The 14,030-nt window shown below is 69.1% G+C and carries 10 protein-coding genes; 7 read left to right on the top strand and 3 right to left on the bottom strand.

Annotated elements, in window-relative coordinates:
- The first annotated feature begins 39 nt into the window (after positions 1-39).
- From FA90_RS19150 to FA90_RS19135, 4 genes are all read left to right on the top strand, one after another.
- Positions 40-1,905: a DUF885 family protein gene (locus FA90_RS19150; RefSeq protein WP_051971920.1), complete on the top strand. Its 1,866-nt coding sequence runs from the start codon at positions 40-42 to the stop codon at positions 1,903-1,905.
- 184 nt (positions 1,906-2,089) lie between these two features.
- The gene (gshA, locus tag FA90_RS19145) at positions 2,090-3,685 is read left to right on the top strand and encodes a glutamate--cysteine ligase (RefSeq protein ID WP_036171535.1); all 1,596 of its coding nucleotides are present in this window, start codon (positions 2,090-2,092) and stop codon (positions 3,683-3,685) included.
- A gap of 69 nt (positions 3,686-3,754) precedes the next feature.
- The gene (locus FA90_RS19140; protein WP_036171532.1) at positions 3,755-4,798 is read left to right on the top strand and encodes a histone deacetylase family protein; all 1,044 of its coding nucleotides are present in this window, start codon (positions 3,755-3,757) and stop codon (positions 4,796-4,798) included.
- 30 nt (positions 4,799-4,828) lie between these two features.
- Positions 4,829-5,296, top strand: coding sequence for a GNAT family N-acetyltransferase (locus tag FA90_RS19135; protein ID WP_036176373.1), 468 nt, complete (start codon positions 4,829-4,831; stop codon positions 5,294-5,296).
- Between the two features lie 130 nt (positions 5,297-5,426).
- On the opposite strand, the gene FA90_RS19130 is transcribed toward FA90_RS19135, so the two are convergent.
- Genes FA90_RS19130 through FA90_RS19120 form a run of 3 tightly spaced genes read right to left on the bottom strand, consistent with a single transcriptional unit; the run spans position 5,427 to position 9,379 of the window.
- Positions 5,427-6,731, bottom strand: a complete 1,305-nt coding sequence (locus tag FA90_RS19130) for an MFS family transporter (protein WP_036171529.1) — start codon at positions 6,729-6,731, stop codon at positions 5,427-5,429.
- A gap of 55 nt (positions 6,732-6,786) precedes the next feature.
- Positions 6,787-8,025, bottom strand: a complete 1,239-nt coding sequence (locus FA90_RS19125; protein WP_036171526.1) for a PAS domain-containing sensor histidine kinase — start codon at positions 8,023-8,025, stop codon at positions 6,787-6,789.
- On the bottom strand, positions 8,015-9,379 hold the full coding sequence (locus FA90_RS19120; RefSeq protein ID WP_036171523.1) for a sigma-54 dependent transcriptional regulator: 1,365 nt from the start codon (positions 9,377-9,379) through the stop codon (positions 8,015-8,017). The genes FA90_RS19125 and FA90_RS19120 overlap by 11 nt, the downstream gene beginning before the upstream one ends.
- A gap of 217 nt (positions 9,380-9,596) precedes the next feature.
- Here FA90_RS19120 and FA90_RS19115 point away from each other — a divergent pair, with 217 nt between their 5' ends.
- From FA90_RS19115 to FA90_RS19105, 3 genes are read left to right on the top strand one after another with little or no spacing between them, the layout of a single operon-like run.
- Positions 9,597-10,877, top strand: coding sequence for an efflux RND transporter periplasmic adaptor subunit (locus FA90_RS19115; RefSeq protein ID WP_239700833.1), 1,281 nt, complete (start codon positions 9,597-9,599; stop codon positions 10,875-10,877).
- 50 nt (positions 10,878-10,927) lie between these two features.
- The gene (locus tag FA90_RS19110; protein WP_036171521.1) at positions 10,928-11,608 is read left to right on the top strand and encodes an ABC transporter ATP-binding protein; all 681 of its coding nucleotides are present in this window, start codon (positions 10,928-10,930) and stop codon (positions 11,606-11,608) included.
- A 10-nt stretch (positions 11,609-11,618) separates the two neighbouring features.
- The gene (locus FA90_RS19105) at positions 11,619-14,030 is read left to right on the top strand and encodes an FtsX-like permease family protein (protein WP_239700831.1); all 2,412 of its coding nucleotides are present in this window, start codon (positions 11,619-11,621) and stop codon (positions 14,028-14,030) included.

Below are 14,030 nucleotides of genomic sequence, written 5' to 3'. Positions count from 1 at the left end.
GCCGTTTGCTAGAATCCGCCCTTCACCCCGGAGCCTCGCATGCGCCTGTTGTTTGCCGTCCTGATCCTGCTGAGCCCCTTGCCCGCGCTGGCAGGCGGCGCCGCGGCCGGGTGGACGGACCGGGGGGCGTCCCGTCAGACCGCCGAGCCATCCGACGCGACGCCGGAGGACGCGGCCACCCAGGCGCGCTCACTGTTCGAGCGCGACTGGCAGTGGCGCCTGCAGCACCAGCCCGAGCTGGCCACCCGCATCGGCGAGCACCGCTACGACGGCCAGCTGTCCGACACCTCGCTCGCCTTTGCCGCCCGCCGCATCGAGCACGCGCGCCGCATGCTCGAACGGGCGCGCCGCATCGACTTCGTGCAACTGAATGACGCCGACCGCCTGTCCTGGGAACTGTTCATCGGCGACCAGGAGCGCATCCTGGCGCGCGCCGCGTTCCTGCCCTTCGATCCCGAGCCGATCAGCGCCCAGGATGGCCTGCAGTTGCGCCTGCCGCAGCTGATCGCCCAGATGCCGTTCGTGACCGAGGACGATTACCGCAACTACTTGTCTCGCCTGCGCGCGCTGCCGCATTACGTCGACGGCATCGTCGAGCAGATGCGCGAGGGGATGCGTACCGGCTGGGTCGCGCCGAAAGCCGTCATGGCCGCGCTGCCCGGCCAGCTGAAAAACCTGCGCGAGCACTTGCCGGAGGGGGCCGTCGGCGCGCCGCTGCGGGCGCTGCCGGCCACCTTGTCGGCGGAGGCGCGCGACCGGATCGCGGTCGACGGCCAGGCCGCGCTGCAGACGGCCGCCGGCGCCCTGCAAAAGCTGGAAGAGTTCGTGCGCACCGATTATTTGCCGGCGGCGCGCACGACGATCTCGGCGTCGAACCTGCCGGGCGGGCAGGCCTGGTATGCGCTGCTGGTCAAGGAGGCGACCACGACCAACCTGACGCCGACGGAGATCCACGCGCTCGGCCTGCAGGAAGTCGCGCGCATCCGCGCCGAGATGCAGACCTTGTACCCACGCACCGGCTTTCGCGGCAGCTACGCGCAATTCCTGGTGTTCGTGCGCAGCGATCCGCGCCTGTTCTTCAGCGATCCGCAAGCGCTGCTGGCGCGCTACCGCCGCACCCTCGTCCGCGCGCAGGCGCAGCTGCCGGCGCTGTTCGGCGCCATCCCGGCCGAGGAACTGGCGGTCAAACCGGTCCAGGACGGCGCCGCCGAGGCCCAGGGCGGCGCCTATTACGAAGCCGGCACGCCGGAGCGCACCGCCGCGCTGGTGGTCAACACCTCGCGCCTGAACACCCGGCCGATGTGGGAAGTCGAAACGCTCGCCCTGCATGAAGGCATTCCGGGTCACCACCTGCAAGTCGCGCGCGCGCACGAGCTGGCGCAACTGCCGGCGTTTCGCCGCTACGGCTGGTACGACGCGTTCGGCGAAGGCTGGGCGCTGTACGCGGAGGGGCTGGGACCGGAGCTGGGGCTGGGGCGCGATCCGTTCTCGCGCTTCGGCACGCTGGCCGACGAGCAGCTGCGCGCGGCGCGCCTGGTCGTCGACACCGGCATCCACGCGCTCGGCTGGACGCGCCAGCAGGCACTGGACTACCTGAACACCAACACGGCCAACCCGGCGCCGGACAACGAGCTCGAAGTCGGGCGCGCGATCGCCCAGCCGGGCCAGGTGCTGAGCTACAAGGTCGGCCAGCTGCGCATCCTGGCGTTGCGGCGCCAGGCCGAAGCCGCGCTCGGCCCGCGCTTCGACGTGCGCGCCTTCCACGATGCGCTGCTCGGCAGCGGCGCCCTGCCGCTGGACCTGCTGGAACGGCAGATGCGCGCCTGGATCGCGGCCCAGGCGGCGCCCGCGGCGCCGGCCCAGCCCCCGTCCCCGGCAGCGGCGCCGGGGCCGCCGAATCATTGAATCGTTAACAAAAACGTCACGGATCGGGTGCATACTGCAAATTTGAGAACCCTCCGGCGCACTTGGCGTTTTTCGGTTAATCTCTGCACCTCATCTGCAACCGAAGTGTTTCAAAATGGTCATGACAAGGCGCCGTAACGCCGCCAGGACCATTCTGAAATGGCTTCTCAAGAAAGGAAATCCTGTGTCGAACCAATTATCACGCCGCCTCGCCCTGCTGGACGATGATGCCCACCGCGGCCTGCTGCAGCAGGGCCTGCGCGGCATCGAGCGCGAGACGTTGCGCGTCGACCAGCAAGGAGACCTGGCGCGCACGCCGCACCCGGCGCAGCTCGGCGCCGCACTCACCCACCCGCAGATCACCACCGACTACGCGGAAGCCCTGCTCGAATTCATCACCCCGGCCGAGCACGACATCGGCCTGGCCCTGAACCGCCTGGACGCGATCCACCGCTTCGCCTACACCAAGCTGGGCGACGAGATGCTGTGGAGCCAGTCGATGCCATGCGACCTGCCGCCCGAGGAAGAGATCGAGATCGGCTGGTACGGCGAGTCGAACATCGGCATGCTCAAGCACGTGTACCGGCGCGGCCTGGCGCTACGCTACGGCAAGGCCATGCAATGCATCGCGGGCATCCACTATAACTACTCGCTGCCGGAACAGCTGTGGAAGGTGATCGCCGAGCACGAAGGCATCGCCGAGGAACGCCGCCATGCGCTGCGCGACTTCCAGTCCGAAAGCTACATCGCGATGATCCGCAACTTCCGCCGCTACAGCTGGCTGCTGATGTACCTGTTCGGCGCCTCGCCGGTGCTGGCCAAGGGCTTCCTGCGCGGCCAGGCGCACCAGCTCGAGACACTGTCCGACGACACCCTCTACCTGCCCTACGCCACCAGCCTGCGCATGAGCGACCTGGGCTACCAGAACGACGCCCAGGCCGGCCTGCGTCCGCACGAGAACAGCCTGGAAAGCTACGTCACCTCGCTGATGGACGCGGTCAACCGTCCGTATCCGCCGTACGAGGAACTCGGCACCAAGAAGGACGGCGAGTGGATCCAGTTGTCCACCAACATCCTGCAGATCGAGAACGAGTACTACTCGACGATCCGCCCGAAGCGCGTGATCCGCACCGGCGAGCGTCCGGTGCAGGCGCTGTGCAACCGCGGCGTGCAGTACATCGAAGTGCGCTGCCTGGACGTCGACCCGTTCGAACCGGTCGGCGTCGCGCTCGAGACCGGCCGCTTCCTCGACGCGTTCTTACTGTTCTGCGCGCTCGAGGAAAGCCCGATGATCAACGCGATGGAAGGACAGGTCCACGCGCGCAACTTCGCGCGCACCGTCAAGGAGGGCCGCAAGCCCGGCCTGACCCTCACGCGCGACGACCAGGAAATCCCGCTGCAGCAGTGGGCCGACGAGCTGATCGAGCGCATCCGTCCGCTCGCCGAGCTGCTCGACAGCGAACACAATTACAAGGGCGCCCACGTCGAGTCGCTGGAACACCAGAAGGCCAAGGTCGCCAATCCGGCCCTGACCCCGTCGGCGCGCGTGCTGGACGAGGTGCGCGCGCTCGGCTCGTTCGCCAAGTTCGGCCTGCGCCAGAGCGAGCTGCACGCCAGGACCCTGCGCGCCGATCCGCTGATGCCGGCCGAGATCGCCGCGTTCGAGGAACAAGCCCAGGCCTCGCTGGCCGAGCAGGCCGAGATCGAACGCAACGACACCGGCAGCTTCGACGATTTTGTCGCGGCGTACAACAGCAGTACACTGTGCGGTAACAGCTGATACGGATCAGCTGAACCACCGCAGCCCCGGCACAGGCCGGGGCGACGCGCCCTGCGCCGAGGCTGTCCCTTGCTGACTTTCTTCAACGAACATCATGTGCAGCACAGCCCGCGTTTCGAACTGAGCGGCGGCAAGCGCATCCCCGCATCCGAACGCCCCGAGCGCATCGAAGCCGTCGCGCAGGAATTCACGCGGCGCGGCCTGGGCCGCATCGTGACGCCGCACGGCGTGTCGCTGGCCTCGCTCGAGCGCGTGCACACGCCACGCTACCTGCACTTCCTGAGAAGCGCCTGGAGCGACTGGACCGCGCTCGACCCGGCCAATGCGGAGCGCGACCTGCGCCCCGGCGTGTGGCCGGCGCGCGGCATGCGCCACGACATCGAGCCGGACAATTTTGGCGGCCGCCACGGCCTGTACGCGGGCGACAACGACACGCCGATCACGGCCGGCACCTGGACCGCCGCCAAGACCGGCGCCGACTGCGCGGTCAATGCCGCACACGCGCTGCGCCTGGGCCAGCCGAGCAGCTTCGTCTTGAGCCGCCCGCCCGGCCACCACGCCGGCGCCGACACCTTCGGCGGCTTCTGCTTCCTGAACAACGCTGCGCTGGCCGCCCAGCACCTGCTCGATGACGGCTTGCCGCGCGTGGCCATCCTCGACGTCGACTACCACCATGGCAACGGCACCCAGAGCATCTTCTATGGCCGCAAGGACGTGCTGTTCGTGTCGATCCACGCCGACCCGCGCACCGATTACCCGTATTATTCCGGCCATGCCGACGAGACCGGCTATGGCGACGGCCTCGGCTACAACCTGAACGTGCCGCTGCCCAGGGGTGCCGGCAGCGCGCAGTGGTTCGCGGCGCTGGAGACCGCCTGCCTTAAAATCAGCGGCTTCGCGCCGCAGGCGCTGGTGGTGTCGCTCGGTGTCGACGGCTTCGCGGGCGATCCGCGCTCGCATTTCGGTCTCTCCAGCGCGGACTTCCTGCGCATCGGCGAGCGCCTGGCCTGGCTCGGGCTGCCGGCCGTCTTCGTGTACGAGGGCGGCTCGGTGGTGCCGGAGCTGGGCGTCAACGTGGTCAACGTGCTCGAAGGTTTCGAGACCGCGGCCTGATCCTTTTTACCTGCTTGACCTGGAATGACGATGATTGAATGGCAGTGGAACAGCTTCGCCGACCTGACGGTGGCCGAGCTGTACGAGATGCTGGCGCTGCGCCAGCAGGTGTTCGTGCTCGAACAGACCTGTTTATACCCCGACATCGACGGCCTCGACACCGGCGCGCACCACCTGCTCGGCTGGCGCAGCGTGGACGGCCGGCGCGAGCTGGCGGCCTCGCTGCGCTGCCTCGCGCCGGGCGCCAAGTACGACGAGATGTCGCTTGGCCGCGTGGTCACCAGCCCGGCCGCGCGCGGCACCGGCCTGGGACGCGACCTGGTCGCGCAAGGCATCCTTCATGCGCAACGCCTGCACCCCGGCCACGCGATCCGCATCGGCGCCCAGGCCCACCTGGAGCGCTTCTACGGCAGTTTCGGCTTTGTCACGATATCGGAACCCTACGACGAGGACGGCATCCTACACGTGGACATGCTCCGTCAGTGGGGACCTCGATAAACCTACTGCGCGTTGCAGATTCGGCCTGCGATGCTCGCCGTACCGTAAGTACGGCTGCGCGTCTCGGCCAAATCTGCCGCCGCTCGCTACGGTTTCTCGAGGCCCTTTTACGCTACGGTTTCTTGAGTTCTTATTTCAGATGGCCGCGTTTGGTTGGATCCGGCATCGCGATCGCGACCAGCATGGCCAGCAAGCACATGCCGCTGACGTACCAGTAGAAGTACGGCTCGTGGCCGGCCTGCTTGAACCACAGGGCCACGTATTCGGCCGAGCCGCCGAAGATCGCGTTGGCGATCGCGTACGACAGGCCCACACCCAGCGCGCGCACCTCGACCGGGAACATCTCGGCCTTGAGCAGGCCGCTGATCGAGGTGTACAGGCTGACGATGGCCAGTGCGGCGACGATCAGCACGCCGGCCGTCAGCGGGCTGCTCACGCCGCGCAGGGCCACGAAGATCGGAGTGGTGCACACCGCGGCCAGCAGGCCGAACAGGATCATCGAGGTCTTGCGGCCGATGCGGTCCGACAGCGCGCCGAACAGCGGCTGCATCAGCGCGTAGATCAGCAGGCAGATCGTCATGATGTCGGTCGCGGTCTTGGTGGTCATGCCGACCGTGTTGACCAGGTACTTCTGCATGTAGGTGGTGAACGCGTAGAAGATCAGCGAGCCGCCGGCGGTGAAGCCGAGCACGGTGACGAATGCGCGCGGATGCTCGCGCAGCAGCGCGCCGATGCTGCCGGCGCTCTTGCTGGCGCGCTCCGACGCGGTGGTGGTCTCGTGCAGCGAACGGCGCAGCCAGAGCGCGATCAGCGCCACCACGGCGCCGACCACGAAGGGAATGCGCCAGCCCCAGGCCACCAGTTCCTCGTGCGACAGCAAGCGCTGCAGGATGGCCAGCACCAGCACCGCCGCCAGCTGGCCGCCGATCAGGGTGACGTACTGGAACGAGGCATAGAAGCCTTTGCGGCCCGGCTCGGCCACTTCGCTCATGTAGGTGGCGCTGGTGCCGTATTCGCCGCCCACCGACAGGCCCTGGAACAGGCGAGCCAGCAGCAGCAGGAACGGCGCCGCGGCGCCGATCGTGGCGTAGGTCGGCAGGCAGGCGATCAGCAGCGAACCGCCGCACATCATCAGCACCGAGATCATCATCGAGTGGCGGCGGCCATAGCGGTCGGCCACACGGCCGAACAGCCAGCCGCCGATCGGGCGCATCAGGAAACCGGCGGCGAAGATGCCGGCGGTGTTCAGCAGCTGCACGGTCGGGTCCTGCTTGGGGAAGAACGAGGACGAGAAATACAGCGCGCAGAACGAGTAAATATAGAAGTCGAACCATTCGACCAGGTTGCCGGACGAGGCGCTGACGATGGCGATGACGCGCTGGCGCGGGGTGAGGTTTTGAATCGCTTGCGCTTCCGCGCTGTCGGTGGTGTTCATGTGGTCTCCGTATGCTAGCGGGGCGTAGGATAGCATTATTATCTATACAACCGGGTCAGAAGGTGACGATGAACCGCGCCCCTGTTCCCACCGGGCGCGCGTAGCGCACCGTGCCGCCGTTCTCGTGCACCAGGTGGCGCACCATGGCCAGGCCGATGCCGCCGCCCTGCTTCTTGGTCGTGAAGAACGGCGTGAAGATCTGCGCGGCCAGCTCGGGCGCCACGCCCGGGCCGTCGTCGCACACCTCGATGCGCAAGCGGCCCCCGCGCACCAGGCGCGCGCCGACCCAGGCGCGCCCGCCGCCCGGCTGCGCGCCGGTCGCCTCGAACGCGTTCTTGAGCAGGTTGATCAGCGCCTGCTCGAGCTGGCCCGGATCGGCGATCAGCTCGAGCGATGCCGGCTCGACCTCGAAGCCCACGGCGCCGCCGCGCGCGCGCCAGAGCGGCCCCACCAGCGCCGCGACGCGCTCGAACAAGGCATCCACGCGGATGCGCTCGGGCCGCGCTGGCGGCACATTCGACAGGCTGCGGTAGCTGGCCACGAAATCGGCCAGGCTGGCGGCGCGCCGCCCGATCGCGTCGAGCGCGGTGGCCAGATCATTCCCCGCATCCGCCGGCAGGTCGCCGCGCAGCTCGTCCAGCAAATCGCGCGCGGTGCGCGACAGCGAGGCCACCGGGGTCAGTGAATTCATGATCTCGTGGGTCAGCACGTGCACCAGCTGGCGCCAGGCGTTCAGCGCCTCGGCTTCGAGCTCGCTCTCGACCGGCATCAGCGCGGCCAGGCGCTGGGCGCGACCCTGCAGCGTCAGCATCGACACCGCCACCAGGCCGCGCTCGGCGCCGCGCTCGGTCTCGAAATGGATCAGCGCACGTGCGCCATCCGATTGGGCGGCCAGCGCGCGGTAGAGCTGGGCCGGATCGCTGGCGCGCCCCGGGGCCACCAGCTTGCGCGCGCGCGCGTTGAGCGCCGACACGCGCGCATCCAGCTCGCCGCCCTCGATGCCGAATAGCGCGATCGGCGCGTGTTCCAGCCGCGCTTCCAGCGCCAGCGCATTGCCCACCAGCGCCTGCTGCTCGATCGGCAGCGTGGCCGGCGCCGGCGGCGCGGCGATGTGGCGCACCCGCGTCAAGCGCTCCAGGCAGCTCCACAACGCCCCCAGCAGCGGCAGCGCGGCCAGGCCACACAGCACGGCCAGGCGCGGCGATTCGCGCAACAGCGCCGCGCCGTAGGCGAGCAGCGCGATCCCGGCCACGGCCAGCAGCGCCCCGCCTTTCAGGCGCGCCTCAGATGCCATGCTTGCCCAGCTTGCGGTACAGCGCCGCGCGCGACAAGCCCAGCATGCGCGCGGCCAGGCTGATGTTGCCCTTGGCCTTGTCGAGCGCGGCGGCGATGGTTTCGCGCTCGAGCGCGCCGAGCTTGAAGTCGCCGTCCTCGCGCGCAAGCGCGGGTGCGCTCGCCTGCGCGGGCGCCTGTGCAAGCGCGGGCGCGGCCAATCCAAAATCCTCGAAGCGGTATTCGGGCTGCGCGCCCAGGATCACCGCGCGCTCGCAAGCGTGGCGCAACGCGCGCACGTTGCCCGGCCAGTCCCACGCGCACAGGCGTTCCAGGGCGCCGCCGGCCAGCTCGCGCACCGGACGCCCGTACTGGCCCTCGTACAGCGACAGGTAGTGGTGCAGCAGGCCGGGGACGTCGTCGCGCCGCGCACGCAGCGGCGGTACGCGCAGCACGATGGTATTCAGGCGAAACAGCAGGTCGGGCCGGAATACGCATGGATCGAACAGGCGTGCTTCTTCCAGGTTGGTGGCGCTGACGATGCGCACGTCGATCGGTTCGGGGCGGTCGGCGCCGATCGGCGTGACCTCGCGCCGTTCGAGCGCGGTCAGCAGCTTGGCCTGCGGCGGCAGCGCCATGTTGCCGATCTCGTCGAGGAACAGGGTGCCGCCGCGGGCGGCCTGGAAGCGCCCCGAACGGTCGGCCCTGGCGTCGGTGAAGGAACCCTTGCGGTGGCCGAACAACTCGCTCTCGAAGGTCGATTCGGGCAGTGCGCCCATGTCCACCGCGAGGAAGGTGCCGGCCGCGCGGCGCGAGGCGTGGTGGATCGCGCGCGCCACCAGTTCCTTGCCGACGCCGTTCTCGCCCAGCACCATCACGTTGGCCTCGGTCGGGGCGACGCTGGCGATCATCGATTTCAGCTCGCGCATCGGCGCCGAGTCGCCCATCAGCTCGGGCATCAGCGATGACGGCGGCGCGGCGCTGGCGGTCCGTCTTGCCAGGGCATTGTCGACCGCCGCCACCAGGCGCGCATTGTCCCAGGGCTTGGTGATGAAGTCGGCGGCGCCGCGCTTCAAGGCCTCGACCGCGAGCGGCACGTCGGCGTAGGCGGTCAGCACGATCACGGCGGGCGGGCGCGCCAGCGCTTGCAGGCGGTCCAGCACCGCAAGACCCTCGGCGCCGTCGACGCGCCCGGGCGTGAAATTCAGGTCGAGCAGCACCAGGTCGGGCGCATCGGCGCGCAGGAGCGCATCCAGGCGCGCCGGATCGTCGAGGGTCGAGACGGCCGCATGGCGGCGGCGCAGCAGCATCCGGGCGGCGTAGGCCACGTCGGTGTCGTCGTCGAGGATCAGGAGGTGGGCGGTGGAATCGGCCATCGGTTGGGCAAGGCGCAGTCGGCTTGTCATTCTAGCAGTGCCCGCCGTGCATGCAATCCCCGCCGTGGCCGTCACCGATCACCTGTCCGCAAGCGCACAGGTGCATCTGTCCGGTTCCGGACACATGGCGTGCGCAAGCCGCGAAAACCGGCCAAAAACCGCATGGCACGGCGCTTGCAAACGCTACCGGCATCGACCTTGACCAACCGGATTTCACATGGACCAGATTCCTCCCCCTGCCGTCACCGGCGCCGCGATGGATGCGATCGTGCCGCGCCGGCGCGGCCGCCTTGCGCTGCACATCGCCATCGGCGCGATCGCCGTCGCCGCGCTCGGCTGGACCGGCTGGCAGTTCGTACCGCACGGCCTGCAGGTGGCCAGCCGCGACGTGCGCATCGCCCGGGTCGAGCCGGGCGTCTTCCTGGACGACATCGTGGTGCGCGCCAGCGCCGAACCGCTCAATTCGATCATCCTCGACTCGGTCGAATCGGGCCGCGTCGAAGAGGTGCTGGCCAGGGATGGCCAGGCGGTCAAGAAGGGAGATTTGCTGTTTCGCCTGTCGAACCCGCAGCGCAACCTGGAGCTGCTGGCGCGCCAGCAGGAGCACGCGCAGCAGATCTCGAACCTGGCCAACCTGCAGATGGCGCAGGAGGCCGGCCGCACCGACCATCAGCGCCGCGTCGCCGACCTCGAGTTCGCGCTCGAGCAGGCCGAAAAGGCGCACGCACGCAACGGCAGGCTGGCGGCCAAGGGTTTCATTTCGCAGGTGGCGCTGGAAGAGTCGGTCGACAAGCTGGCGCAGCAGCGCCGCGTGCTGGCCGAGGAAAAGCGCGCGATGGACACCGAGGAGCAGGTGCGCGGGCGCGCGCTGCGCCAGATGGAAAGCGCGATCGGCGGCTTGCAGGCCGGCCTGCGCCTGGTCGGCGCCACCGTCGACGCGCTCACCGTGCGCGCGCCGGCCGACGGCACGCTCACCGACTTTCATCTGCAGGTCGGCGAGACCGTCAAGACCGACCAGCGCATCGGCCGCATCGACGACCCGCAGCGTTTCAAATTGAGCGCCCAGATCGACGAGTTTTATTTGAGCCGCGTCGCGGTCGGGCGCCACGGCAACGTGCAGCAGGACGGCAAGACCTATCAGCTCAGGGTCGCCACGGTCTACCCGCAGATCAAGGACGGCCGCTTCACCGCCGAGATGGTGTTCACGCAGGGCCAGCCCGAGGTGATCAGCCCGGGCCAGAGCATGGACGCGCAACTGACGCTGGGCGAGCCGGCCAAGGCACTGCTGCTGCCCAGCGGCGCCTTCGTGAACGACAGCGGCGGCGCATGGGTGTTCGTGCTCGGCGTCGGCGATCGCTTCGACAAGCGCCCGGTGCGCCTGGGCCGGCGCAACAACGCCCAGGTCGAGGTGCTGTCGGGCCTGGCCGCCGGCGACCGGGTGATCATCTCCAGCTACACGCCGTTCGGCAAGGCCGAGCGGCTGCAACTTACGAATTGACGAAGTATCCGGACATTTCAATAATCCATCATCCAGACAGGGACATCGACATGCTCAAACTTTCAGGCGTCAGCAAGATCCACCGCGCGGGCGAAGTGCAAACCACGGCGCTCGACCGCATCGACCTCGAGATCGGGGCCGGCGAATACGTCGCCATCACCGGCCCGTCCGGTTGCGGCAAGTCGACGCTGCTGTCGGTGCTCGGCCTGCTCGACGTGCCCAGCAGCGGCGACTACTGGTTCGAAGGGAAGAACGTGGCCGGCTGGAGCGAAGCGCGCCTGAACGAATTGCGGCGCGGGCGGGTCGGCTTCATCTTCCAGAGTTTTAACCTGATCGAAGAACTGAGCGTGTACGAAAACGTCGAACTGGCGCTGGAATACACGGGCACCCCGGCCGCGGAGCGAAAACGCCGCGTGCAGGCCATGCTCGAGCGCCTCGGCGTGGCGCACCGCGCGGGACACCGGCCGTCGCAGCTGTCGGGCGGCCAGCAGCAGCGCGTGGCGATCGCACGCGCGCTGGTGGCCGATCCGGCCATGCTGCTCGCCGACGAACCGACCGGCAACCTCGACACCGCCCACGGCGACGAGGTCATGCGCCTGCTCCGCCAGATCAACGCCGACGGCACCACGGTGGTGATGGTGACCCACTCGCCGGCGCACGCGGCGCAGGCCTCGCGCATGCTGCACCTGCTGGACGGGCGCATCGTGGTCGACGCATTGCAGGCGGCGTGAGGAGCGCAGCATGACTTTGAACCTGCGCGATTTCCGCGTCGGCTGGCGCGTGCTGGCCAGGGAGCCGGCGTATTCGGCGGTGGTGGTGCTCGGGCTGGCGGTCGGGATCGCGGCCTGCTTCCTGCTGCTCGGCTACGTGGCCCACTCGTTTTCCTACGACCGCGACGTGCCGCAGCGCGAGCACGTGTATCGCCTGATGCAGCGCTGGAACATCCCCGGCATGGACGCCTGGACCAATTCGACCAGCCTGCCGGCACGCGATGCCGCCATCGCCAGCGGCGTGCAGCTGCAGGCCAGCACCTTTCTGCAGCGCGACATCGACGTCAAGGTGGCCGATCACGTGCAAAGCATCTCGCTGGCCGTGGTCGACCCGGACTTTCGCGCCATCTTCCAGCCGCGCGTGCTGGCCGGCGACCTTGCCGCGGCACTGGCGCGCCCGGACGCGCTGGCGCTGAGCCGCGAGACCGCCATCAGGCTGTTCGGCAGCACGGACGCGGTCGGCAAGACGCTCGAGGTGGCCGGCATACCCTATCGGGTGGCGGCGCTCGTGGCCGACCAGCCGGCGGCCACCACGCTGCCCTACGAAGCGCTGGCCGGGACCGCGACCGCGATCTGGGATGCCGAATATCGTCAGCGGGTCACCACCAACTGGGGCTCGACGCACGGCCCGGTGTACGTGAAACTGGCGCCCGGCGCCGATCCGGAAGCGGTGCCGCTGGCGATTCGCCGCGCCATGCTGGCCTCGAATTTCTATCACCATCAGACGCCCGAGCAGATCGCCTCGCTGCACGGCCGCGACATGGTCGATTTCCGTCTCGGCCCGCTGGCCGGCGCCTACCTCGACCCCGACGTGGAGGAAAGCGCGCGCATCCACGGCGACCGCGCGACCATCCTCGGCCTGGCCGCGGTGGCGCTGCTGATCCTGGCGCTGGCCGCCACCAACTACGTCAACCTGGCCACCGTACGCACGGTGCGGCGCCAGCGCGAGATCGCGGTGCGCAAGGTGCTGGGCGCGTCGAGCCAGACGGTGGCGCGCCAGTTCCTGGCCGAGTCGGTGCTGGTGTGCCTGATCGCCAGCGCCATCGGCCTGCTGCTGGCCTGGCTGCTGCTGCCGGTGTTTTCCGATCTGGTGCAGAGGAAGCTGGACCGCATGTTTTCGCCGGCATCGATCGGCCTGGCGCTGCTGCTCGGCGTGCTGCTGGGGATGCTGGCCGGCGCCTACCCGACCTGGTCGGCGCTGAAGGTACGTCCGACCTCCGCGCTGTCCGGGCGCGGCAACGTCGAAACCGCCGGCGGCCTGTGGCTGCGGCGCGTGCTTACCGTGCTGCAGTTTGCCACCGCGATGGGCTTGACCGGCATGACCCTGGCCGTGGCCTGGCAGACGCGCTACGCCAGCCAGCTCGATCCCGGCTTCGACCCGCGTCCGCTGCTGGTGGTCGGCACGAGCGAAGACATGCGCTCCGCCCACGTACACGCCTTCCACGAAGCGCTGCTGCGCCTGCCCGGCGTGGACGGCGTGGCCGAGACCGACGAACCGGTCAACGTCAACATGAACGGCACCCAGGTGCAGCGCGAGGGCGGCGCGCCGGTCCAACTGAACTGGTTCAGGGTCAGCCCGGAGTTCTTCCAGGTCTATGGCTTGAACGCGCTGGCAGGACGCCTGTACGATCCGGCGCGCGACCGTGCTCAGGACATCGACAAGGTCGTCATCAACGACGCTGCGGCGCTCAAGCTCGGCTTCTCGAGCGCCCGGGATGCGGTCGGCAAGACCGTGCACGAACTCGGGCCGAGCGGTGGCGCCGCGATGCAGGTGATCGGCGTCGCGCCCGACATCCGCCACCGCTCGGCGCGTGAGCCGATGCAGGCGACCGTCTACTGGCTGTCGGAGCGCACCGGCACCTTCACGATCCGCAGCGAACGCCGGCGGGACGGGGTGCGCCAGGACATCCACGACCTGTGGCCGCGCTACTTCCCGAACGAGACCGTGAACGTCGAGCGCGTCGGCAGCATGCTCGCCTATGACTACGCCGACGACCTGCGCCTGGCCAAGCTGCTGGGCGTGGCCAGCGTGATCGCCACCGCGATCGCCGCCTTCGGCATCTACGTGCTGGCCGCCTACAGCGTGCAGCGGCGCGAAAAGGAGATCGTGCTGCGCAAGCTGTACGGCGCCGGCAGGGGCGCGATCGGAACGCTGGTGGCGCGCGAGTTCGCGCTGCTGGTCGGCGCCGGAGCCCTGCTCGGGCTGCCGCTGGCGTGGATCGCGATCGCGCGCTACCTGGGCGCCTTCAGCGAACGCGCGCCGATCGGCGCCTGGACCCTGCTGGCGGCGCTGCTGGTGGCCGGCGCGGTGGCCTTGCTGTCGACGCTGCGCCATGCGCTGACGGCGCTGCGCATCCGCCCGGCGCTGGCGCTGCGCGAATGA

Origin of the sequence: Massilia sp. 9096 (assembly GCF_000745265.1) — a bacterium.
Taxonomy (GTDB): domain Bacteria; phylum Pseudomonadota; class Gammaproteobacteria; order Burkholderiales; family Burkholderiaceae_D; genus Telluria.
The sequence above is the reverse complement of the archived record's forward strand: the minus strand, read 5'-3'. Positions and strand labels throughout refer to the sequence as shown.